General features: G+C 39.7%; 19 protein-coding genes. 4 read left to right on the top strand and 15 right to left on the bottom strand.

Annotated elements, in window-relative coordinates:
• Positions 1-28 precede the first annotated feature (28 nt).
• From LV716_RS08520 to LV716_RS08465, 12 genes are all read right to left on the bottom strand, one after another.
• The gene (locus LV716_RS08520) at positions 29-1,753 is read right to left on the bottom strand and encodes a DUF5018 domain-containing protein (protein WP_163417321.1); all 1,725 of its coding nucleotides are present in this window, start codon (positions 1,751-1,753) and stop codon (positions 29-31) included.
• A 29-nt stretch (positions 1,754-1,782) separates the two neighbouring features.
• The gene (locus tag LV716_RS08515; protein WP_163417320.1) at positions 1,783-3,282 is read right to left on the bottom strand and encodes a leucine-rich repeat domain-containing protein; all 1,500 of its coding nucleotides are present in this window, start codon (positions 3,280-3,282) and stop codon (positions 1,783-1,785) included.
• A gap of 51 nt (positions 3,283-3,333) precedes the next feature.
• The gene (locus LV716_RS08510; RefSeq protein WP_163417319.1) at positions 3,334-4,650 is read right to left on the bottom strand and encodes a leucine-rich repeat domain-containing protein; all 1,317 of its coding nucleotides are present in this window, start codon (positions 4,648-4,650) and stop codon (positions 3,334-3,336) included.
• 29 nt (positions 4,651-4,679) lie between these two features.
• Positions 4,680-6,275: a leucine-rich repeat domain-containing protein gene (locus LV716_RS08505; protein ID WP_163417318.1), complete on the bottom strand. Its 1,596-nt coding sequence runs from the start codon at positions 6,273-6,275 to the stop codon at positions 4,680-4,682.
• A 28-nt stretch (positions 6,276-6,303) separates the two neighbouring features.
• The gene (locus LV716_RS08500) at positions 6,304-7,299 is read right to left on the bottom strand and encodes a leucine-rich repeat domain-containing protein (RefSeq protein WP_163417317.1); all 996 of its coding nucleotides are present in this window, start codon (positions 7,297-7,299) and stop codon (positions 6,304-6,306) included.
• 159 nt (positions 7,300-7,458) lie between these two features.
• Positions 7,459-7,617, bottom strand: a complete 159-nt coding sequence (locus LV716_RS08495) for a hypothetical protein (RefSeq protein ID WP_163417316.1) — start codon at positions 7,615-7,617, stop codon at positions 7,459-7,461.
• A 231-nt stretch (positions 7,618-7,848) separates the two neighbouring features.
• Positions 7,849-9,189, bottom strand: coding sequence for a hypothetical protein (locus LV716_RS08490; protein ID WP_163417315.1), 1,341 nt, complete (start codon positions 9,187-9,189; stop codon positions 7,849-7,851).
• A gap of 146 nt (positions 9,190-9,335) precedes the next feature.
• Positions 9,336-10,160 carry an AraC family transcriptional regulator gene (locus tag LV716_RS08485; protein WP_163417314.1) on the bottom strand — a complete coding sequence of 275 codons (825 nt, stop codon included), beginning with the start codon at positions 10,158-10,160 and terminating at the stop codon, positions 9,336-9,338.
• A gap of 280 nt (positions 10,161-10,440) precedes the next feature.
• Positions 10,441-10,899 (bottom strand): GNAT family N-acetyltransferase, encoded by a 459-nt coding sequence (locus tag LV716_RS08480; RefSeq protein ID WP_163417313.1) that lies wholly within the window; start codon positions 10,897-10,899, stop codon positions 10,441-10,443.
• 183 nt (positions 10,900-11,082) lie between these two features.
• Positions 11,083-11,571, bottom strand: coding sequence for a hypothetical protein (locus LV716_RS08475; RefSeq protein ID WP_163417312.1), 489 nt, complete (start codon positions 11,569-11,571; stop codon positions 11,083-11,085).
• The gene (locus LV716_RS08470; protein ID WP_163417311.1) at positions 11,568-11,858 is read right to left on the bottom strand and encodes a DUF1272 domain-containing protein; all 291 of its coding nucleotides are present in this window, start codon (positions 11,856-11,858) and stop codon (positions 11,568-11,570) included. Before LV716_RS08470 ends, LV716_RS08475 begins: the two co-directional genes overlap by 4 nt.
• On the bottom strand, positions 11,859-12,377 hold the full coding sequence (locus LV716_RS08465; RefSeq protein ID WP_163417310.1) for a DinB family protein: 519 nt from the start codon (positions 12,375-12,377) through the stop codon (positions 11,859-11,861).
• 117 nt (positions 12,378-12,494) lie between these two features.
• On the opposite strand from LV716_RS08465, the gene LV716_RS08460 reads away from it, so the two are divergent.
• On the top strand, positions 12,495-12,938 hold the full coding sequence (locus LV716_RS08460; protein WP_163417309.1) for an Lrp/AsnC family transcriptional regulator: 444 nt from the start codon (positions 12,495-12,497) through the stop codon (positions 12,936-12,938).
• A 123-nt stretch (positions 12,939-13,061) separates the two neighbouring features.
• Here LV716_RS08460 and LV716_RS08455 read toward each other — a convergent pair whose 3' ends face one another.
• Positions 13,062-14,588: a DUF5018 domain-containing protein gene (locus tag LV716_RS08455; protein ID WP_163417308.1), complete on the bottom strand. Its 1,527-nt coding sequence runs from the start codon at positions 14,586-14,588 to the stop codon at positions 13,062-13,064.
• A 229-nt stretch (positions 14,589-14,817) separates the two neighbouring features.
• Here LV716_RS08455 and LV716_RS08450 point away from each other — a divergent pair, with 229 nt between their 5' ends.
• The 3 genes from LV716_RS08450 (at position 14,818) to LV716_RS08440 (ending at position 19,677) form a co-directional block, all read left to right on the top strand.
• Positions 14,818-16,299, top strand: coding sequence for a sodium:solute symporter (locus LV716_RS08450; protein ID WP_233759262.1), 1,482 nt, complete (start codon positions 14,818-14,820; stop codon positions 16,297-16,299).
• A 312-nt stretch (positions 16,300-16,611) separates the two neighbouring features.
• Positions 16,612-17,886, top strand: a complete 1,275-nt coding sequence (locus tag LV716_RS08445) for a ribonucleotide-diphosphate reductase subunit beta (RefSeq protein ID WP_163417307.1) — start codon at positions 16,612-16,614, stop codon at positions 17,884-17,886.
• Positions 17,887-19,677 (top strand): ribonucleoside-diphosphate reductase subunit alpha, encoded by a 1,791-nt coding sequence (locus LV716_RS08440; RefSeq protein ID WP_163417306.1) that lies wholly within the window; start codon positions 17,887-17,889, stop codon positions 19,675-19,677.
• A gap of 110 nt (positions 19,678-19,787) precedes the next feature.
• On the opposite strand, the gene LV716_RS08435 is transcribed toward LV716_RS08440, so the two are convergent.
• The gene (locus tag LV716_RS08435) at positions 19,788-20,345 is read right to left on the bottom strand and encodes a hypothetical protein (protein WP_163417305.1); all 558 of its coding nucleotides are present in this window, start codon (positions 20,343-20,345) and stop codon (positions 19,788-19,790) included.
• A gap of 173 nt (positions 20,346-20,518) precedes the next feature.
• Positions 20,519-22,609 carry a DNA helicase RecQ gene (recQ, locus tag LV716_RS08430; protein ID WP_163417304.1) on the bottom strand — a complete coding sequence of 697 codons (2,091 nt, stop codon included), beginning with the start codon at positions 22,607-22,609 and terminating at the stop codon, positions 20,519-20,521.
• Position 22,610: the final 1 nt, after the last annotated feature.

Below are 22,610 nucleotides of genomic sequence, written 5' to 3'. Positions count from 1 at the left end.
CTGTATATAGTCCAAAAAAGCTTTAATATTAATTATCCAATAGAAATACATTTACCTCGTTTCGCCTTATAAGTTCAATGAAAGCTTGCGAAAATAGTTCTTCATCACCACGATCAATACGTAACCTATCCAAGCTCTCCAACCCTGCCATTTCCTCTGGAAAGCTTGAAAAATTATTCCAAAAAATCTCAAGTTGTTCAAGCTTCTTAAGCCTTCCTATTTCCTTAGGAAGTGTGGTCAATTCATTTTCCGGAACTTTCAAAATTTTAAGATTGGATAGATTCCCTATTGCTGCAGGAAGGGCGTTCAAACTGTTTTCATCAATATCAAGCTGTTCAAGATTGGATAGGTTCCCTATCCCTGGGGGAAGCTCGGTAAGGTTGTTCGCTCCCAAGAACAATATCTTTAAATTCGTGAGCTCAGATATTACATTGGGATATATTCCTATTCGGTTGTTGTTAAAATAAAAACTCTCGAGACTACCCTTTAGATTTTCCATTTCCTGGGGCAATTCGGAAATCTGGTTTAGGCTTAAATTCAAGACCTTTAGTTTGGTCAACTTTCCAATACCTGCAGGAAGTGTACGGATACCATTATTAATAAGGGATAGTTTTTCCAGTTCGGTAAGACCGGTAATCGATTCCGGAATAGTGCTTATTCGTTTCAAGACAACACTTATCTCGGTGACCCTACCGTTAACGACCGTTATCCCCTCCCATTTGGAGAGGTCTTCCTCTTCAATGTCCCAGCTTGTGGTGTTCAAACGGTTTGCATTGTACAGGGCAATAAGGATTTCCCTGTCCGTTAGCGCCTTCGTTACGGTGATTATATACTTCTGTTCACTATCATCGGCGGCCGTTACCACGTACTCCACCGCCTCACTAAAATCAACAACCTCCTTGTCCCCTGGGCTTACAGTCGCATTGGCCGATACCTCGACCGTAGGGCGCAATGCACTTATCTCCGTGCCCGAGGGTACCTCGGCCGTGATGGTCTTCCCTTCCTCATCTATAGTCGCATCGATATCTTCCGACAGCGCATCGTTGTCCGCTGCCAAAAATGTAAAGGAGGTTATAGCCTTGGCACTGGACCCTTCAACATTGACCGTGACCGTATACTTTTGCGCACTGCCGTCCGAAGCCGTAACCGTATACGCCACGGCATCGCTAAAATCCACAGCCGTCTTGTTTTCAGGGGTAACACTGGCCAGTGCCGAAAATGTGATGGTAGCGACTAACCCCCTTACATCGGTGCCTACGGGAGCCTCTGCCGTGATGGTCTTTTCTTCCTCATCGATGGTCGCCTCGACATCCGTGGACAGCGCATCGTTGTCGGCTGCCAAAAACTTGAAGCCAGTGATAGCCTTGGCACTGGATTTTCCTATAATTACAGTAATTGTGTACTTGTTTGTACTGCCATCCTCCGCCGTAACGGTGTAGGTGACTTCTTCGCTAAAGTCCCTAGACGTTTTGTCTTTTGGGTCCACTGTGGCCTTTTCCGACAATGCAATGGTAGGCTTTAGCGCCTTTACATCGGTGCCCACTGGAACTTCTGCCGTTACCGTCTTGGCACCTTTGTCGATGGTGGCCTTTACGTCTTGCGATAAGGCTTCGTTATCGCTCGCCAAAAAGGTAAAGGCGGTGATTTCATTGGCATCGCTCTTTTTCGCATCGCCACCGGTGTCATTGTCATCGTCCTTGCTGCAAGCGGCGAGCACGAACAGGCTTAAAAATAAAATACTGATTCTTTTCATCTTTGAGTATATGTCTTATTTTGGGGCTACTACTGCTCACAAACTTGGTTAGCATCTTTCTGGAAATCTTCGATGTTCAAAGCACAGATTTCCTTTGGGATTGTGGTGACTGGGTTACCTTGAATAAGAAATGCCTCCAGTTTCGATAAATTACCTATCTCTCTGGGGAGCTCCGCAATTTGGTTGAAATGCAAAATCAAGTCTTCCAAATTGGTAAGGCTACCTACGGAAGCCGGTATTGCCTTTATCTTGTTCTCCCTAAGGTCCAATCGGGTCAAATTGACAAGATTGCCTATTTCGTCTGATAAGCTCTCGATACTGCTTTCAGTGATATTCAAACTGGTCAGGTTTGTCATTTGGGTTATCCCCTCAGGGAAAGTCTCCATGTCGGAACTTCCAAACCCTAATATGGTGAGGTTTTTTAATTGTGTAATCTCTTCCGTGAAATTGGTTATCAGGTTTCCGCCAAAAAAGAGTGTTTCCAAATTGGTAAGATTACCAATGCTCGACGGGATTTCCGTTATTTTGTTGTCCGAAATACTCAACTCGGTCAAGTTTTTTAGGTTTCCTATTTCGGTTGGAATCGCATCGATATTAGTTTGGGCAATCGTTAAGGATTTTAGGTTTTTCAACTCCCCTATCTCTTTGGGCACACTGCTCAAAGATGCATTGACTATAAAAATAGATTCCAAGTTGGGGAGATATTTAATCTCTGGAGGAATGGCCGCTATATTTCTCGAAGTATAAGGAAAACTGAGCGATCGTACCTTTCCTTCATCATTGACTCCAACACCTGACCACCTGGTTATAGAGGGGTCAAAACTCCACCCTAAATTAGGGTTTGCCCTTCCAAATGCCATAAGGGCCTCTCTTTCCGTCAGTGCGGTAGCAGCTGTATATTCCGCCTTGGAACCATCTTCGGCCGTTACGGTATAGGTCACTTCGTTTGTAAAGTCCGTTGCAACCTTTTCCACTGGATCTACCTCGGCCTTATCCGATATTGTTATGGTAGGCTTCAATGCCGTTACGTCGGTCTCGGAAGATATCACGATTGTGATGGTCTTGTCCTCTTCATCGATATCTGCTTCGATATCTTCTGAAAGGGCATCATTGTCGCTCGCCAAAAACTTGAAGGAGGCAATCGCCTTGGCACTTGATTTCCCCAAGGTCACCGTGACCGTATATTTCGCCTCGCTGCCGTCCTCCGCGGTGACCGTATAGGTGACCGCTTCGCTAAAGTCTGTCTCAGCTTTGTCCTTTGGGCTAACGCTCGCTCCTTCCGATACCGTTATGGTCGGTTTGAGCGTCTTGATATCGACATTCGAGGGTAGCTCTGCCTTTATGGTCTTATTTCCCTTGTCTATCGTGGCCTTTACGTCTTCGGAAAGACCCTCATGGTCGGTTGCCAAAAAAGTGAACGAGGTAATCTCTGTGTCACTGCTTCCGTCCGTTCCATTGTTGTTGTCATCGTCCTTGCTGCAAGCGGCCAGTACGAACAGGCTTAAAAATAATAGGCTTAACTTTTTCATCTTTGGATATTTGAATTGTTTTTCTGTTTATGGTTTAGAGTTGGAGTTTTGTTATTCTTCGCAGACTTGGGTATCGTCCTTCCTTAGCTCATCAAGATCCAGAGCACAGATTTCTTTCGGTATAGCGGTCAAGGGATTACCTAGAATCCATAGTTCTTTTAGATTGGACAGGTTCCCGATTTCAGAAGGCAACGAGGCCAAGGAATTATCACTTAGATACAATTCTATTAAATTGGTGAGGTTTTCTATTTCTGATGGTAAAGATGTCAAGGAATTTTTGCGTAAGGACAGTTCTTGAAGATTTTCCAAGTTGGTCAGCGCAACAGGAAAACTGGTCAAGGAATTTCCACTTAATCTTAAAATCTCCAGTTTTGAAAGGTTGCCCAGTTCGTCAGGAAGGGTCGTTAAGGTATTGTCGAACAACAACAGTTCTGTTAAGTTCTCCAAGTTGCCCAGTTCGCCAGGGATGGTCGACAATGGGTTATTGCTAACAAACAATTTCTTTAGATTTATCAAGTTGCCAAGCTCAACAGGGAGATTGGTCAAGAAATTATTTGGTAAAAACAATTCTTCCAGCTTTTCCAAGTTGCCCAGTTCTACAGGAATATCCTTGAGCGCATTGCTGCTTAAGTACAGCTCTTCTAGATTTGATAGGTTGCCCAGTTCTGCAGGAATGGATGTGAACCCATTATTCGTCAAATTCAAGCTTTTAAGGTTGGTCAAGTTGCCTATTTCCAAGGGAACCGATGCTATCGTATTTCCTGAAACAGACAGTTCTGTTAAGTTCTCTAGGTCACCGATTGAAATAGGTAGCGTAAGCAAGTTGCTCAGGCCCAATCCAAGACCTACCACTTTGCCACCTTCCATAATAACCCCAGACCAGTCAGAAGGTTCCTTTTCTAAATCCCAGCCCAACGTATTTTCTGGGTTTGCATTGTAAATTGCAGCCAAGGCATCCCGCTCCGATAGCATTCTGTCGATTTCAACAACATATTTTGCTGTACTGCCATCCTCTGCCGTTACAGTATAGGTAACTTCCTCGCTAAAGTCTACAGTTACTTTGTCCTTTGGGTCTATGGTTGCCCCAACAGATACTTTGATCGTGGGCGTAAGACTTGAAAGATCAGCCGCATTAGGAACACGTGCCCTAATAGTCTTGGTATTGCCATCTATTGTGCCTGGAACATCCTTGGAAAACGATTCGTTATCAGACATTAAAAAGGCAAATTCCGTGATTTCCTTAGCTTCGCTTTTTTTCGTGTCGCCACCGTTATTGTCGTTCTCATCATCCTTGCTGCAAGCAGCTAGTACGAAAAGACTCAAAAATAAAATGCCTATTTTTTTAATATGTAATTCTATATGTTTCATGCTGTTTATTCTGTATTGTCTATTGATCGCTACTCTTCGCAGATGGCCTCGTCGTCCTTTTGGAAGTCATCAATATCCAAATCACAGATTTCTTTGGGAATGCTGGTTATCTGGTTACCGCCTAAATAGAGTTTTTCTAGGTTGGTAAGCTTGCCCATCTCCGAAGGCAACTCACTGATTTTGTTAAAACTCAGATACAGTTTCTTAAGGTTTACCAGACTTCCTATTTCTACAGGAAGCGTAGTTATATTGCTTAACTGTACACTGAACTCTTCAAGATTAGTAAGATTCCCGATTTCCTTTGGCAAACTGGTGAGATTGTTATTATCCCCTACAGATAAATAAACAAGCGTTGTCAAGTTTCCTATCTCTGGTGGAAGTGTGGTAAATGAATTATAGGAAAGCGCAAGTAGCTCTATGGAACTTAGGTTTTCCACTTCGGCCGGTATTTCATTTATACTATTTGAGTGCATTCTCAGTTCCCTTAGGTTTTCTAGACTGGTAACTCCCGTAGGGAAACTGGTTAAACGGGTTCTGAACAAATTCAAGATTTGTAGGCTTCCCTTTAAGTTGGCTATCCCGTCGGGTACATTGGACAATGGATTCACCCCCAAGTCCAAGTCTTCCAATTGGCCCAAACTCCAAAGCTCGTTCGGGAGTTCTTGGATTCCATTGTCGTAAAGGTTAAGCTCCCTAAGGTTTTGCAGTTGCCCTATTTCCGATGGAAGACCGGTCAATGAATTGTTAGCAAAATTCAACACCTTTAGGTTTGTCAAATCCCCAATAGCAGTTGGCAAGCTTTCTACCCGACTGTCCCTTAACCAAAGTTCCTCTAGGTTTTTTAGTTTCGTTATCTCTTCGGGAAAAGCAGTGAATTCCTCTGCGTATAGGTAAAACGCTTTCAAATTGGACAGCTCTGCTATTTCGGCGGGTAATTCGCTTAATTGCTTAGAGTCAAAATAGAGCGCTTTAAGGTTTTGGAGTTTTCCTATTTCGGGAGGCACTGAACTTAATTCATCTTCCTGAATAAACAATGTATCCAATGTTACGAGGTCCCCTATAACGGCAGGAAGCGTATTGATTCCCTTATTGTATATATTTAGTCTGGAAATCCCACTATCCGACAAGGTGATCCCTTCCCAGCTGGAGATGTCCCCATCTTCCAAATCCCAGTTGAGCGTGTTGTTCGGGTTGGCCTCATAAATATGGGTCAATACTTCTTTTGCCGACAACATCTCCATTATTGTGACATTATATGTTACGGAAGTGCCATCCTCAGCCGTAATCGTATAGGCAACGGTTTTCGTAAAATCAATACCATCCGCGCCTGTTGGGCTTACCGTGGCATTTTCGGAAATCTCTATGGTAGGGCTCAAGGCAGACACATCCGTTTCTGAAGGAAGGGTTACTTCTACCGTCTTGTTATCTTCATCGATGATACCTTCAAAGTCCTGCGACAGCACTTCATTATCGCTTGCCAAAAAAACAAAGGAAATAATCGTCTTGGCATCGCTCAGTTCTTCTTCGGTCTCACCACCGCCATCATTGTTGTCATCACTGCTACAGGAGGCCAGTACAAAAAGGACCAGAAACAAAATGCCTGTTTTTTTGATATATGTGTTCATATGTTTTATGTTGTTTATACATTAATCTTTATTCTTCACAAACTGCATTTCCAATACTAAAACTTGGGAGGTTCAGGTCACATATCTCCTTAGGAATTGTATCCAAGCGATTTCGGTCTACTAAAAAAGACCAAAGTTTGGTAAGGTTACCTATTTCCCTGGGAATGCTACTGATCCTGTTGTTACTTAAGACAAGGCGTTCAAGATTTGTTAAGTTTTCAATATCAGGGGGAATGCTACTGATTCTTGTTTGAGTTATAAACAGTTCTTTGAGCATTCTAAGATTCCATATTTCGTTTGGTACCGTACTCAGAAAATTTTTCCCTATTGACAATATTTCAAGATTTTCAAGATTCCCTATTTCCTTGGGTATCTCGCTTATCCCATTGCCATATACGTATAAGACCACTAGTTCTGAAAGGCTTCCAATTTCTTTGGGCAAAATGGTCAGGCCCTTTTCTGAAAGTCTTAGTTCCGTAACCTTGCCATTCTCCAAGGTAACCCCTTCCCAGTTGGACATGTCATCGTTCTTTAAATTCCATCCCAAACGGTTGCCCGGGTTAGCGTTGTAAAGTTTAACCAGTACCTCCCGCTCCGTAGGAGCGGTTATCGTTACCGTAACGGTATATTCCATTTCGCTGCCATCCTCGGCCGTTACCGTGTAGGTGACCGCTTCGCTAAAATCAGCTACTGCTTCATCCTTGGGGTCCACAGTTGCCTTTTCGGACAGTTCAATGGTAGGTTTCAGTGCCTTTACTTCTGCTACAAAAGGAACGGTTGCCGTAATCGTGTTGGCCTCTTTATCTATGGATGCCTGTATATCCTCGGACAGTGTCTCGTTATCAGCGGCCAAAAAGCTAAAGGCCGTGATTGCCTTGGCATCACTTTTTTCCACTTCCTTGTCGGGTTCCTTGCCGATCTCGGTACCATTGTCGTTGTCATCGTCCTTGCTGCAAGATGCCAGTATGAATAGACTTAAACATAAAATGCTCAAGTTTTTTACGTATTTGTGTGAGGTTTTCATGAGTTTGGGTTTAAAAATGAATTCTTTTTTGTTAACATTGACACAGGTCTTTCAGTAAGGCATCTTTAAGAATGCCTCATTGTTCTTTTAAATCATTTTCAAGTGTGTTCTGAAGTGTGCCCGATGCATACGATTGGGCAATAGGTTTATAGCGCCAGCTTAATCACCGGGCATATGAACCAATGGAAATAATCGATTCTCGTCTTTGACAAAATCTATGCGCTGCAACATCTGGTGCATTGCCATGTAAAAAGATTGCATTATAGTTTTTGGAATAAAATAATTACGAAAGAAAAAGAAAAAAATGTCTTTTTTCATAAGAATTTAGACTTTAATGTTGATATTGACGACTACAAAGTTAGAAGCGGAAGCTATACCCTTGTTTGTCAAAAAATCAATTTTTTTGAAAAAGCTCGTCAGAAAATTAATTTTTACGAAGTTTTTATTCTGACCCTATAGGTTAATTTGACCTTACATTAAATCTTTGTAAGCATTTGTTTTTAAATGCTTTGTACAACGAATCTTTAAAAGAATCCTATTTGTGGGCAGTTATTGTATCCACTCCAGCGAATGGTTTTTTTCCTTTATAAAATTGTGGGATTCTTTTACGCTAAAGTTCAAAAAATCGATAATTACCTTACTTTTTAAAGCGTGACCCTCCTTTTTGTCATATCCTTTTGTGGCCATTGTGGGCACTATATAAGGAAGGTCCGTAAAATCCATATGACCTGCATTTTTAAACCTTACCCAGTGGGATTTCTCAAAATTTTCCTCCATTATTTTTTTCACACCATCAAGCTCAAGCTTCTTGATTTTTTGATACAGTTTAACATTTGGGAGATTCTTTTCTTCCAATTCCTCATCGGGTAATGTAGGGGAAAATGAGCTTATATACAGCAACGGAACATCAAACGTTTCTATCGATGTTAAACTTATTGGCCCATCAACATTGATGACGGATTTTATATTTTTATCCTCTAGACCTGCAACGGTAGCAGTTGTTCCTCCCAAAGAATGTCCCATCAAGACTACTTGATCAAAATTGATATGGTTGGCGAGGAAAAAATCGTTGTTCTTGATGTTTTGAAGTGAAACCAAAATATCGTCCACTTGGTTGGGAACCACTTTTTGTACCAAATCTTGAATGAACTTTTTTTGGGCTTTAAAAGTTAAGGTTGTGGCATTGGACTTGTCAAGACCATAGCGTTCGAACGAAAAATTATGATCTATGGCCATAACCACATATCCATTTCCTGCGATTTCTTGAAGCAAAGCGGTGTTGTCCAAATTAGTGCTCGCTGCTCCATGTGAATATATGACCAATGGAAATTTAGCAGCACCTTCGATAACTTCCATAGTATAATAGGCAGCTGTTTCCACTAGGGACAAGTGCCCAAATACAAAATTTGGCATTCCCATTAATCCATCTAGGGACCGTTCTCGGTTTTGAAGATATTTACTGCGTTCTATAGTTTCTTGACTGGCTGGAAACCAAAATTTTACCAAAATATCCCTGTGTTTCCCTTTTGTGTCTTTAAGTGTTAGGTTGTAAGTACCAACCCTGTACTTGGAAACCAGTTCTGGAAACTCAAAAACAGGAACCAAAATGCTTACAGTTCCACTCACCAATATAAATAGTAAGGTCATAATCAATATGACTTTTCGAAATATCGTATTCTTCCATCTGTTGACATTGACTACAATAAGCACTATAGAAATACCATAAACAAAAAACATTTGCCATCGTATTCCTTCCAAGTAATAGTGCAATCCAAAAGGAATCAGGAGTACAACTGCCAAAATAGATTTCCTTCTGATTCTTCTGTTCGCAACTAGCCAAAGTATTGCAAGGCACACTTCTAAAAATAAAAGGAACTCGAACGGTCTCATACAAATTGTTGCCTCATCAGGAAATTTATTGCTGTTTCAAAAATCTTGGTCAAAATAAGAGCACAGTGCCATTTTTGATTTGTCAAAAAGTCAAGTTTTTATGAATTTTCATTTACATAAAAACTTTCAGCAGAATTGACGTACTGTTATTTTTGATAATATGAAGGCGACTTACCATATACCTTTTTGAATACCTTACTAAATACCGATAAATCACTATATCCAAGCAAATCAGCTATCTCGCTTATTGAGAATAAGCCTTCTTCAAGATGTTCTTTTGCTTTGGTCACCTTGAGCCAATTTATGTATTTATGAGGTGTCTTGCCGTAAACAGCTTTGAAGGATTCATAAAGATGATATTTGGACAAAGATGATTCCAGTGTTAACTCTTGAAATGATATGGGATTAGCGATATTGTCATGAATGTATTCGTAAACAATCAGCAATCTTCTATATATTTCTAGTTGAGTACTCTTTTTCTTTGCTACTATTTTACTGACATGGTTGTATGCATTTATCTGTTCTTCAGATATTCTTTGTAAAACTTCTATAGACAGCTCTTCGGGAGAAAAGAGTTTAAATTCTTCATTAGTACTTTGTTGATGTATGGATTTTAAAAGCTTTCCTGAGGGAAAGTAATCCGCATTCAATGGGCTTTCCATGTAGAAAGAGCTTTCATCAATTTGATTAAAAGGAGTATCCAATAGCTGTTTTATAGTAGCATTGTTATAAAAATTGAGCTGTTTCCTAAAGGTATCGGAGATGATTAGGCTCAGCACATCAATATATTCCTCTTTCTCGTTGCTATACTTCCATCCTGAACTAGGATTGATCACTATAAATCTATTTTCTCCGACCTTAACACTTTTGTGCTTCCAATGGAGCTCCCCCACACCATCTTTAAAAAAGATTATTGTCAAACTATTATCATCAAAAACGTAGTTTCCCAAAGGAGTAACAAAACGCATCATATAGTTCTTGTCATTAAAAAATTGGGGAGGCTTACTGTATTCTATGGTGGAAAAATGGTCGTAATATTTATCTCTATATTTAGCGATACTTCTTGTTTAAAAGGTTGATTGTTAGTTTTCTGATAGGTTTTTACGCATAAAATCCCATAAGAATATTACGGTAACAAGAGGTTTAAACTACAAAAAGGTTGCGCTAAATTTTTATTTAACTAGTTAAAAACTCAATTTTTCACAAGTAGTGAGGATGTACTTTTAAAGTATTGTTTTAGTCATTTTTTCATTACTCTAGGTGGAGAAAAAACCGCTCTTTTGTTTTTGAAGATGCACCTATTTGGTTATAGAACTTTATCGCACTTTGATTAAAGTAGGGCGTTTGCCACTCCATTCTTCGACAACCCATTTGTTCCCCTTCAACCTTTATTCGCTGCATGAGTTTTTTGCCTACTCCCATGCCTCTTGCAAGCTCTTTCAAGAAAAGGCAATCAATATAAATATAATCGTTGGCGCTCCACGTAGCATACTGCTTCATGTATGTGGCATAGCCTATCAACTCGTCATTACTTTCCACTACTAGACAGTACAGCTTTTTCTTTTTGCCGAACAGGTCTTTTTTTAGCTTACTATTTTTTCCATTTCGGATATAACTGGATTGTTCATAAATGGCATGAGCTTCGCAAAGATCAATTATAGCTTCAACATCATCTGGTCTTGCAAAACGTATTTGTGTTACTATTTTCATCTTTTAGATTTGTTTGATGTATTGAAATGTCAACGTCTTTTTCAATGATGTCTTTCGCCAGCCTTTTATCTCCTTGAATTTCAGAATAACTTACCACAATAAAACAAATACCCAGTAGATACAAAATTCCAAACAATCTGCATAGGTTATCCCAAAAAGACAAGCTTCTCAAAATCCTTTCTTTTATGTTATCCGGTTTTTTGATTGCGCCGTAGTAAGTGTATCTCTCAAATAGCATTCAAAACTTGGTTTTCCATTTAAAACAGTATTGATCCAAGCTTGTCGCTCATGTGCAAAAATTTCCAATTCCCATACACATAATAAGGCATTTGTACCGTAGGGCGAAGTGGTAATTGCGGTAGGAGTTTCATAACTGGAAAAGAAAATCTTGGTCTGTATCATTTCACCGCCAGTCCACCAATTCAATAAAATCCAGACACCTTCTCTTGCTTCGTGTGCGATCAAGAATGCCTTTTTATAATTTGGGAGTTCTGTATTTCCTATCTGCTCCAGCCAAGTAGGGAGCTTATCAAAAATATGCTGTAACGTTTTCTTGGATTGAAAAGCCTCCCTATTGGTCACGGTGTATACTTTTACATCCCACAAATTGATTTTGTTGACTCCCTTAAATTCAATTAATCTTGGTCGGTAAATAGCAAAGTCAGGTTTCATCTATGTTCTGGTTTCGTATTTTTATATTTTTCAATCAATAGCTCTACAGCCTTTATATCCTTAGGTTTATAAACACGTTTATTGGATGGAGGATACTTTTTTATCATTGCTTTAGGCCTTAGAGGTCTTTTTTCAAAGTTTCCTCCACAACTGGGGCAAATATTCTTGAACAGTTCCAAAGCACATTCACTACAATACGTACATTCAAAAGAACAGATCATTGCTTCTGTTGAATTATATGGAAGGTCTTTATTGCAGTGCTCACAATTTAGTCTTAATTCCAACATTTATAGATATTTTTCTTTTACGATTTCCATATGCCAGATTTCATGACCCAATATGGTGAATGCAGCAGCTCTAGCGGACATTGCATTACCATCAGCGTTTCCTATGGACATAAGGTCATCGTTAGTTAAGCTGTTCAATAATACTACAGAATTTTCACGATTCACAGTAAACTCAGTAACAAGCACTTCAATCGATTTCTTTTTGGCCCCGGAAGGTGCTATATAAATATTCTGGTCAAATCCTGCCAATGGCAGTTGATCTCTTCTTGCTATTCTAAAACATCGATACATAAAAATACGCTCGGTATCGATCAAATGTTGAAAAACTTCCTTTACGGTCCATTTATCTTCACCGTATCTAAAGTCTAGTTTAGCTTTTGGTATATTCAGGAAAAAATCAATCACTATATTGCGTTGGGCACTAAAACCCTTTCGGAGTTCCATCGTATTGGAAAGCTTATGAATGTATCTTCCATAGTATGGATTGAATTCATTTTCATTTAATTGTTGTATTGTCATTGCTGATTCTTTTGTCCAACAAAGTTAAAATCAAAGTAGCAACCGACTAATTATTTAATAATGTAAAAAATATATATTTCCTTATATTTAAATGTTTTTAATTAAAAATATTAATTAGTGAAGGTTGATAAGACAAATTGGAAAATATTGGAAATACTGCAATCCAATGCGAGAACTGCCTTAAAGGATATTGCAAAAGAAGTTGGACTGTCATCTCCTACAGTTGCTGAACGGATTCAAAAAATGGAAGAAGCAGGGATTATCGAAGCTTATGCTTCTAAAATTAATATGGAGCGTTTGGGCTATTTACTCGGAGTTTACATCTCCATAAAAATTCGTTTTGGGCAAGTAGAACATTTTCAAGCTTATATCTCTTCTGTACCGGAAATCTGCGAATGCCATAAATTGACCGGGCACGATTGTATGCTCATGAAGGGTTATGTTAGAAATCCCAAACATCTAGAAGACCTTAACGAGAGACTGGCCATTTATGGTGAATTGACCACATCGCTCATTTTGAACAGTATAGTCGACAAAAAAATATACGCAGGGCCTTTTTAAACCATCCCATCCTCAAAAGAACCGGCTTACCATAGGCCTACGTGCAAAAAAGAAATATGGTCGTCTTTTTAGCACGTAGGCGTTGGGTTTCATGTTTTTCTGCTTAGGTTTTTGTAAGTGTTTTTATTTTTCACAAACTGCATCCCCTTTTTGGAAATTCGGAATATTCAAAGCGCAGATTTCCTTTGGGATTGTAGTGACTGGGTTACCTTGAATAAGAAATGCCTCCAGTTTCGATAAATTACCTATTTCTCTGGGGAGCTCCGCAATTTGGTTGAAATGCAAAATCAAGTCTTCCAAATTGGTAAGGCTACCTACGGAAGCCGGTATTGCCTTTATCTTGTTCTCCCTAAGGTCCAATCGGGTCAAATTGACAAGATTCCCTATTTCGTCCGGTAAGCTCTCGATACTGCTTTCAGTGATATTCAAACTGGTCAGGTTTGTCATTTGGGTTATTTCTGCTGGGAAAGTTTCTATGTCGGAATTCCCAAACCCGAGTACAGAGAGTTTTTTTAATTGTGCTATTTCTTTGGTGAAAGTGGTTATCAGGTTTCCGCCAAAAAAGAGTGTTTCCAAATTGGTAAGATTACCAATGCTCGATGGGATTTCGGTTATTTCGTTATCCGAAACGCTCAACTTGGTCAAGTTTTTTAGGTTTCCTATCTCGGTGGGGAGGGCATTGAGTTTGGTTTGGGCAATCGTTAAGGATTTTAGATTTTTGAGCTCCCCTATTTCTTTTGGAAGACTCTCTAAAAAAAATGAATTTACGATAAAGATAGATTCCAGGTTGGGGAGATATTTGATCTCTGGAGGAATAACGCTTATCCTTACCCTCGAAGCAAAAGGAAAACTGAGCCCCGTTACTTTTCCTTCATCATTGAACTTGACGCCTGTCCACCCAAATATTGGCCGATCTAGATTCCATTCGAACTGTAAAACCGGGTTCGCATTATAAATCGCAATAAGGGCCTCTCTTTCCGTCAGTGCGGTAGCAGCTGTATATTCCACCTTGGAACCATCTTCGGCCGTTACGGTATAGGTCACATCGTTGGTAAAGTCCATAGCTACCTTGTCGTCTGGGTCTATGGTTGCCTTGTCCGATAGGGATATCGTAGGCTTCAATGCCGTTACATCGATCTCGGAAGAGATTGCTATGGTAATCGTTTTGTCTTCCTCATCGATATCTGCTTCGATATCTTCTGAAAGGGCATCATTATCGCTCGCCAAAAACTTGAAGGAGGCAATTGCCTTGGCACTTGATTTCCCCAAGGTCACAGTGACCGTGTACTTGGACTCACCGCCGTCCTGTGCCGTTACTGTATAGATGACCGCTTCGCTAAAGTCTGTCTCAGCTTTGTCCTTTGGGCTAACGCTCGCTCCTTCCGGTACCGTTATGGTCGGTTTAAGCGTCTTGATATCGACATTCGAGGGTAGCTCCGCTTTTATGGTCTTGTTTTCCTTGTCTATCGTGGCCTTTACATCTTCCGATAGGCCTTCATGGTCGGTTGCCAGAAAAGTGAACGAGGTGATTTCGGCTCCACTATTTCCCGTTCCGTTATCGTTGTCATCGTCCTTGCTACAAGCGGATAGTATAAAAAGGCTCAAACATAAAATGCCAAGTTTTTTTAGGGTACTTTGTTTCTTTTTCATGAGTTTGGGGTTAAAGTTAAAATTGTCCATTGTTTTAGTTTAAAATAAATCGTTCGGTTAAGATTGACGAGTACAAAAGTCGGGGCTAATTCATATTCCTTTTCGTCAAATAATTAATTTTCAAATGGTAATTGAGCCCAAACTGCATACAAGGCCCTATAAATTCTTAAATTGCAAGTATTACCAAATACGTTAAGCTAAAGACCAATCTTTAAAACAAACCGTTACTTTGAATCTCATCCTAGTTTTTTCCGTTATCGCAGGATATTTTATCTTGTTGATGGTCATCTCCTACTTTACTTCAAAAAATAGAAGCGACGAATCCTTTTTTACGGGAGACCGCGAATCCCCCTGGTTTTTGGTAGCCTTTGGGATGATCGGGGCGGGGCTTTCTGGGGTTACCTTTGTTTCGGTACCTGGAATGGTAGGCAACAACAGCCTGTTTTTTTATCAATTCATCCTTGGTAATATTGTTGGTTATCTTTTTATCACATTCGTACTTATTCCACTCTATTACAGGTTGCGATTGGTTTCTATCTACTCCTATCTTCAAGAAAGGTTTGGTAAAAAAACCTATAAAACAGGGTCATTGTTTTTTTTGGTGTCCCAATCTTTTGGAGCTGCGCTTCGACTTCTGTTGGCAAGTAAAATACTTCAATTTGCTTTTTTTGAACGGCTTGGTGTTCCATTTTTTGTAACGGTCATTATCATCCTTGTACTCGTATGGCTCTATACCAATAAGTCGGGCATCAAGACCATTGTTTGGACCGATACGTTCCAAACCACGTTCCTGATTTTTGGTGCTGTCGCCAGTGTATACGCCATTGGGGAATCGCTGGATCTGTCTTTAGGGGAATCTGTTCAAGCTGTTACGGAGCACAAGTATTTCGAAATCTTTAATTGGGATGGAAAGTCCAGCAATAATTTTTATAAACAGTTTATTGCAGGTATCCTCATTGCCATTTCCATGATCGGTCTTGACCAGAATATGATGCAAAAAACACTTACCTGCAAGAATCAGTGGGATGCACAAAAAAACACCCTTACCTATAGCTTGATCCTCGCCCTTACCCAATTTCTATTTTTAGGCCTTGGTATATTGTTGTACATCTATACTGAAGAAAATGGCATTTTACTTGAAATGAACGAAAAAGGTGTACTTCTAAATACAGACTCATTATTTCCAAACTTGGCGTTGAACCATTTAGGACTCATTGCCGGAATAAGTTTTCTATTGGGAATAATAGCGGCGTCATTTTCCAGTGTAGATTCTGCACTCACCGCACTTACCACATCATTTACCTATGACTTTTTGAATATTTCGGACAAATCCGGAGAAGAAAAGGAAAAATTAAAAAACAGGGTCCTCTTAGGGTTTTCGGGTGTCGTCTTTATCATTATCATGGCATTCTCCAATAGTGAAGGTGATGTTATTTCCTTAATATTCAAAGTAGCGGGCTATACCTATGGACCGTTATTTGGAATTTACATGTTCGGAATGTTCACGAAAATGCAGATAAAGGATAATATCGTTCCTATAATTTGCGTTGTGGCTCCAATTGCCACCTATCTTTTAGGTGTATTTTTCAAATCCCGTTTCAACTTCGACTTCGGATTTATAAACATTGCCGTCAATGCATTGTTGACTATTGTTGGGCTTCTTCTTATTCAAAAAAAGGTGGCTCATTTACCCAAAAAAGAACCTAAATAAGTTTCAGCATTTTGTTGAAGCAATTCTTTCAAAGCATTTCAAACTAAAAGGTAAAATCCGTGTTTATTTAAAGCTTCATTTTCAATAAAAATCTTTTTACAGAGAAGCATTAGCTTTTCATTTCTATTACAAGTATTTGATTTTTAATAATTTACAGTTCTATTTATTGTGATTTTGATTATAAAATTTAGCCTGTATTTAAAATTGTTGATAATAGTGTGGAAAACCTCCATGCCTTCCACAAAAAATAATGGCAATAAAATTTGACCTTTATACCTTGCTTTTTTAGTATAATTCCAATCACAAGACACTATGGAGATAACGCACGTCATTAAAAGGGACTTTGCTACTCGACCCTTTCAATTACACAAGATAACAAACGCTATTTTAAAGGCCATGACGGCCGCGGAACATGGAGGCATGGACGATGCTGGCCGTATTTCCCATCTTGTTTATGATGCGCTCCTAAAGCGTAAAGAATTGGACAAAAACTACGTGCCCACCGTAGAAGAGGTGCAAGACTTTGTTGAGAACAAATTGATGGAAAGTGGATTTTTTGATGTAGCAAAGGGGTATATTCTCTATCGTAACGAACAGGCCCAAAAACGCAAGTCCAATATTTTTGAAAAGCGTATCAACCTAAAGCCTTACGAATATCCAGCGCTCTACGAGTACGTGCCTGCTATAAGACATTCCTATTGGATTCATACCGAATTCAATTTTACCAGTGATATACAAGATTTTAAGGCGCGCCTTACCAACAAGGAACAAAGTGCCATAAAAAACACCATGTTGGCCATTTCACAGATTGAAGTAGCCGTGAAAAGTTTTTGGGGAGATATTTATCATAGAATGCCAAAACCAGAAATTGGATCAGTGGGAGCTACTTTTGCCGAAAGTGAAGTACGCCATCATGATGCGTATTCCCATTTGTTGGAAATTTTGGGCCTTAACGAGGAATTTAAAAATTTAAAGAAGAAACCCGTAATCATGAAGCGGGTGCATTACTTGGAAACGGCCCTTAGAAATGCAAAAAGTGAGGATAATAAGGAATATGCAGAATCAATTTTATTGTTTTCCCTATTTATAGAACACGTTTCCTTGTTCTCGCAGTTCTTGATCATCATGGCATTCAACAAGCATAAAAACATGTTGAAAGGAATTTCCAACGTAGTGGAGGCTACTTCAAAAGAAGAACAAATCCACGGAGATTTCGGAATTGATGTTATCAAAATCATAAAAGACGAAAATCCTGATTGGTTCAATGCCGATTACCACAACATGATACAAGATATGTGTAGAGAAGCTTTTGCTTCCGAAAGCAAGATTGTGGATTGGATATTCGAGGAGGGAGAATTGGACTTTTTGCCTAAATCCTTGGTGAACGAATTTATCAAAAACAGGTTCAACAATTCTCTTGAGAGTATAGGCATTGATAAGATTTTTGAAGTCGATGAAGCATTATTGGCCCAGACAGAATGGTTCGACGATGAAATTATCGGTACAAAACATGGCGATTTCTTCGTGAAACGCTCCATTAACTATAGTAAAAGAACACAAAGTATAACCAGTGACGACCTTTTTTAAATGATTGATTCAAAACACACGGCAACCCCTAAAACAACAGAAATAGTATCCGATAGCGACCAGCTCGTAAACGCAAGAAAAGAAGCCTTAAAAAATCTGGCCACAGCATCAAATGGTGGGTTTGAATGGCTGACCGAACATAGTAGAAACTTTTTGGCCTCAGGCTATTTGACGCAAGGTTATACTGCGGAACAACGCATACGCGAAATTGCGGATAGGGCAGAACAATTATTGGGGATACCTGGTTTTTCCGATAAGTTTTATGGCTATATGTCACAGGGTTTCTTCTCTTTGGCATCACCCGTATGGTCCAATTTTGGCAAGGAAAGAGGACTTCCTATCAGTTGTTTTGGATCTCATATCGATGATGATATGGGCAACATTCTTTACACGCAATCCGAGGTAGGGATGATGTCCAAACTTGGTGGTGGTACATCTGGGTATTTTGGCAAGATCAGGCATAGAGGAGCTGAGGTAAAAAATAATGGTCAAGCATCTGGTGCGGTCCACATCATGCAGCTTTTTGAGTCTATGGTAGATGTTGTGAGCCAAGGCTCTGTTAGGAGGGGGCGTTTTTCTCCTTATCTACCAGTAGAGCATCCAGATATTATGGAGTTTTTGGAAATCGGCACCGAAGGAAATCCAATCCAAGAGTTGACACATGGTGTCACTGTAACCGACCAGTGGATGCAGGAAATGATAGATGGAGATACTAAAAAACGTTCTATCTGGGCAAAAGTATTACAGCGAAGAGGAGAAATGGGCTATCCCTATATTTTCTTTAAAGATCATGCGAACAACGCTGCGGCTGATGTTTATAGGGACAAAAAACATAGTATTTACGCCAGTAATCTTTGTACCGAAATCATGTTGCCCTCCAACGATAATTGGTCGTTTGTTTGCGTACTGTCTTCTGTAAACCTATTGCACTACGATAAATGGAAAGATACCGATGCCGTGGAGACCATGGTATATTTCCTTGATGCCGTAATAACCGAATTCACCCAGAAGTTAGAAGCATATCGTGATTCCGATGATCGTGAAGACCGACAGACTTTTCTTTTTATGGAGCGCGCCTATAATTTTGCAAAAGAAAACAGGGCTTTAGGATTGGGTGTTTTGGGATGGCATTCCTTATTACAGTCTAAAATGCTTCCGTTCAATAGCCAAGAAGCCTATAACCTCAACAATGAGATTTTCCGTGCAATAAAAGAAAAGTCCTATAAAGCTTCCGAGGAGTTGGCCACCAAATTTGGAGAACCAAAAGTCTTAAAAGGCTATGGTCGACGTAATGCCACCTTGAACGCCATTGCCCCTACTACTTCATCAGCTTTTATTTTGGGCCAAGTGTCACAAGGAATAGAACCTATTTGGTCCAATACCTATGTTAAGGATATTGCCAAGGTAAAAACGACCATCAAAAATCCGTTCTTGTTAGCACTTTTGGAAGAAAAAGGGAAAAACACTACAGAAGTTTGGAGAAGTATTAGGGATTATGATGGTTCCGTACAACATCTCGATTTCTTGACAGAGGAAGAAAAAGATGTGTTCAAGACCTATTCGGAAATTGACCAACTGGATATTATTTATCAAGCTGCCAATAGACAAAATCATATTGATCAAGGGCAATCGGTCAATATTATCGTACATCCAGATATGCCAGTGAAAGAAATCAATAAAATCCATGTTACTGCATGGAAACTTGGCTTAAAATCACTGTACTATCAACATAGCATGAATGCTGCACAAAAATTCAAGCAAAAGAAAGAATGTGCTAGCTGTGAAGCGTAAAAAGTAATCTAGAATGTCATATTGAGCCTGTCGAAATATGTATTGGCCCATTAACCATTATTTGGTTTCGACAAGCTCAGTGACCTCTATACTTTATGGAACAATCTTTTTTATTCCAATTCGGCTTTAAAAGCACCTTTTATTTCAATTTCTTCACTACAATCCGATACACAAATTCCCTTAAAGTAAAATGTTCCAAAAATCATTTCCCCTTGTTGTTTGGGAATTCCTTTAACAGTTAATTTTTGCCTAAGCGTTTTTACCTTTGGGTCTAACGGTGGCCCCGGCATCCTATAATCAAATTCCGATTTAAACTGATTGTCAACAATCTTTATTGTCAAATTTTGGGAATACGCAGGATTTGTTTCGTAGATATTCAGTTCAAGAGTGTCAGCGTCTATTCGCCTTAATTCCGTAAACCTCATCAATCTCAGGCTGTCATTATTTACAATTGCATTGGATGTTATGATATATCGTGTCGAATCAGGAACATTATCATATCCAGATTCCGTTCGCAAAGTCATGGGGTTTAATATAAACTCCGTTGAATCAAACAAACCACTATTCAAGTTTATGTCAACAGCTATTGTATCAAATGCTGTTTTATCTTTTAGAGTTCCGCAAGAAATTAAGGTTGTACAAAGTATTGTTAACAGGGGATTTTTCATTTTAAAGTTGATTTTTGAATGGTACTTAATAAGCCATTATCCTTATTTTCTACAACTTGACTGCCCTTCGATTGCTCATATCTGTATCTGTACACGGAAAAGGGAGGCTAACGAAAATATAGCATGGATTTTGATGATACCAAGGAATAGTAATCAAACCTATATTACATAAATTACACATCCAGAAAATACAATCCAATTTTTATCTTCCAATAGGGTACCTTCTCTTCAAAATAGTCGAAATACGCTTTTAACCCTTCCGCTTCGGGCAAGTTGATTTTGGCATTTTCAATTTTGGAAAGTTCATCGAGAGTAATTAGTTCTTGAAGGTCTATTTCCTCACCCTGGGCATGCATCTTTATTAAGTGGTTGTAGATAGTATTTTCGGTAAGCTCTCGCTTTTGGGCAATTTCCGAAGGAGATAATCCCTCTTTAAACATACCAAACGACTGCTCGTGCGTTGGAATTTTTGGTTTTGATTCTTCAACATGAATTGCTATCTCTTTCAGGAAAACTTCGGCATACTTCTCCAATTTGGCTTCTCCCACTCCTGATACTTCGGCAAATTCTAATGGGGTGAGAGGCAATTTGGCTTCCATATCCTTTAAACTGGCATCTCCAAAAACTACATACGCTGGTACACCCTCTTCCTTAGCAATTTCATAGCGGAGCAAACGAAGCTTTTCAAAAAGGCCTGTTTTACTAGTTTGCTGCCGTGTTTTCTTTTCAGTTTGTTTCTCCACCTGATTCAGCTCTGCTAATTGCACCTGTTTTTTATGAAACAGGACTTCTTTTGCCAAAGGGGTCAGTGCAATACGATTGTTCTCCTTAAAACTGATTTCCAAAACGCCTTGGTTGAGCAATTGAATTACATACTGTTGCAAATCTTGCCAAGAAACATCTTTTACCGCGCCGTAAGTCTTAATATATTGAAGTCCTTTATCAAATACCTGTGCGTTTTGAGCACCACGAAGCACATCGATAAGGATTCCCATGGGTTCTTGCTCTTTCATACGGGCAACAGCCGAACATATCTTTTGTGTCAGTATCGTCCCATCAAAATAAGATGGTGGAGCTTTACAGATATCACAGTTGCCACAATCCTCGGTAACGTGTTCCCCAAAATAATTAAGCAATGCAATACGGCGACAGCTTAACGCTTCGGCAAATTGCTGCATACGCTCCAATTTAGCATTTTGTACTTGGGCATTTTCGCTTTCGGCTATAAATTTTTGCAGCTGGAATACATCCGCATAGCTATAAAAAAGTAACGTATGGGAGGGCAGGCCATCACGCCCCGCCCTGCCGATCTCTTGATAATAGCCTTCCAGGTTCTTTGGCAAGTTGTAGTGGATGACCCAGCGTACATTGCTCTTGTCAATACCCATCCCAAAAGCTATTGTAGCGCAAATAATCGATGTACGGTCATTGATAAAATCTTCCTGAACTTTTGTGCGTTCCTCAGCACTCATTCCCGCGTGATAAGCTTGGGCTTCATACCCTGAATTGCGAAGCTGCTCCGCTAACTTTTCTGTACTTTTTCTGCTCAAACAATACATAATCCCGCTTTCATCGGAGCGTGCTTGCAAGAAGTTTAGAATCTGCTTGACACGGTTTTGTCCTGGTCTAACATCTAAATACAAATTCGGCCGGTTAAAAGAGGCCAAATGCCTCGAAGCATCTAAAATTGAAAGCTGTTCTACTATATCGTCTTGTGTTGTTTTATCGGCTGTAGCCGTTAGCGCTATTACGGGAACTTCTGGAAAACTCGTTTTTAAACTTCCCAATTGTTTGTATGCTGGCCTAAAGTCGTGTCCCCACGAGGAGATACAATGTGCTTCATCAACAGCAAACAAGCTAATTTTCAATGCCTCAAAAATCGTATTGAACTGAGCAATGCTTTCCGGTGCAACGTAGAATAATTTCAGTGCTCCATTTTTAAGTTCTTCAAAAATGGCTTGTTGTACTTCTTGTGGTTGTGAACTGTTGTAATATGCCGCAGACACTCCGTTGGCATTTAAAGCGTCAACTTGATCCTTCATCAATGCAATCAACGGGGACACTACGATTGCTGTTCCGTCCATGACCAAAGCAGGCAATTGAAAGCAGAGGGATTTTCCACCTCCGGTAGGCATAATGGCCAAAACATCTTTTTTGGAAAGGACATCTTCTATTACTTCCAACTGGTTGGGCCTGAATGAATCGTAGCCGAAGTGCGTCTTGAGGAGGGGTAAAAGTTGTTGTTTATAATCGATAGTAGGCATG

This window comes from Flagellimonas sp. HMM57 (assembly GCF_021390175.1).
Classification (GTDB): Bacteria; Bacteroidota; Bacteroidia; order Flavobacteriales; family Flavobacteriaceae; genus Flagellimonas.
This window is presented reverse-complemented; position numbering and strand designations above follow the sequence as displayed.

What these genes read in the sequence shown, in the direction of transcription:
- LV716_RS08520 (WP_163417321.1), bottom strand. Translation starts at nt 1,753, where the DNA reads ATGAAAAGAATCAGTATTTTATTTTTAAGCCTGTTCGTGCTCGCCGCT.
- LV716_RS08515 (WP_163417320.1), bottom strand. Translation starts at nt 3,282, where the DNA reads ATGAAAAAGTTAAGCCTATTATTTTTAAGCCTGTTCGTACTGGCCGCT.
- LV716_RS08510 (WP_163417319.1), bottom strand. Translation starts at nt 4,650, where the DNA reads ATGAAACATATAGAATTACATATTAAAAAAATAGGCATTTTATTTTTG.
- LV716_RS08505 (WP_163417318.1), bottom strand. Translation starts at nt 6,275, where the DNA reads ATGAACACATATATCAAAAAAACAGGCATTTTGTTTCTGGTCCTTTTT.
- LV716_RS08500 (WP_163417317.1), bottom strand. Translation starts at nt 7,299, where the DNA reads ATGAAAACCTCACACAAATACGTAAAAAACTTGAGCATTTTATGTTTA.
- LV716_RS08495 (WP_163417316.1), bottom strand. Translation starts at nt 7,617, where the DNA reads ATGAAAAAAGACATTTTTTTCTTTTTCTTTCGTAATTATTTTATTCCA.
- LV716_RS08490 (WP_163417315.1), bottom strand. Translation starts at nt 9,189, where the DNA reads ATGAGACCGTTCGAGTTCCTTTTATTTTTAGAAGTGTGCCTTGCAATA.
- LV716_RS08485 (WP_163417314.1), bottom strand. Translation starts at nt 10,160, where the DNA reads ATGATGCGTTTTGTTACTCCTTTGGGAAACTACGTTTTTGATGATAAT.
- LV716_RS08480 (WP_163417313.1), bottom strand. Translation starts at nt 10,899, where the DNA reads ATGAAAATAGTAACACAAATACGTTTTGCAAGACCAGATGATGTTGAA.
- LV716_RS08475 (WP_163417312.1), bottom strand. Translation starts at nt 11,571, where the DNA reads ATGAAACCTGACTTTGCTATTTACCGACCAAGATTAATTGAATTTAAG.
- LV716_RS08470 (WP_163417311.1), bottom strand. Translation starts at nt 11,858, where the DNA reads ATGTTGGAATTAAGACTAAATTGTGAGCACTGCAATAAAGACCTTCCA.
- LV716_RS08465 (WP_163417310.1), bottom strand. Translation starts at nt 12,377, where the DNA reads ATGACAATACAACAATTAAATGAAAATGAATTCAATCCATACTATGGA.
- LV716_RS08455 (WP_163417308.1), bottom strand. Translation starts at nt 14,588, where the DNA reads ATGAAAAAGAAACAAAGTACCCTAAAAAAACTTGGCATTTTATGTTTG.
- LV716_RS08445 (WP_163417307.1), top strand. Translation starts at nt 16,612, where the DNA reads ATGGAGATAACGCACGTCATTAAAAGGGACTTTGCTACTCGACCCTTT.
- LV716_RS08440 (WP_163417306.1), top strand. Translation starts at nt 17,887, where the DNA reads ATGATTGATTCAAAACACACGGCAACCCCTAAAACAACAGAAATAGTA.
- LV716_RS08435 (WP_163417305.1), bottom strand. Translation starts at nt 20,345, where the DNA reads ATGAAAAATCCCCTGTTAACAATACTTTGTACAACCTTAATTTCTTGC.
- recQ (WP_163417304.1), bottom strand. Translation starts at nt 22,609, where the DNA reads ATGCCTACTATCGATTATAAACAACAACTTTTACCCCTCCTCAAGACG.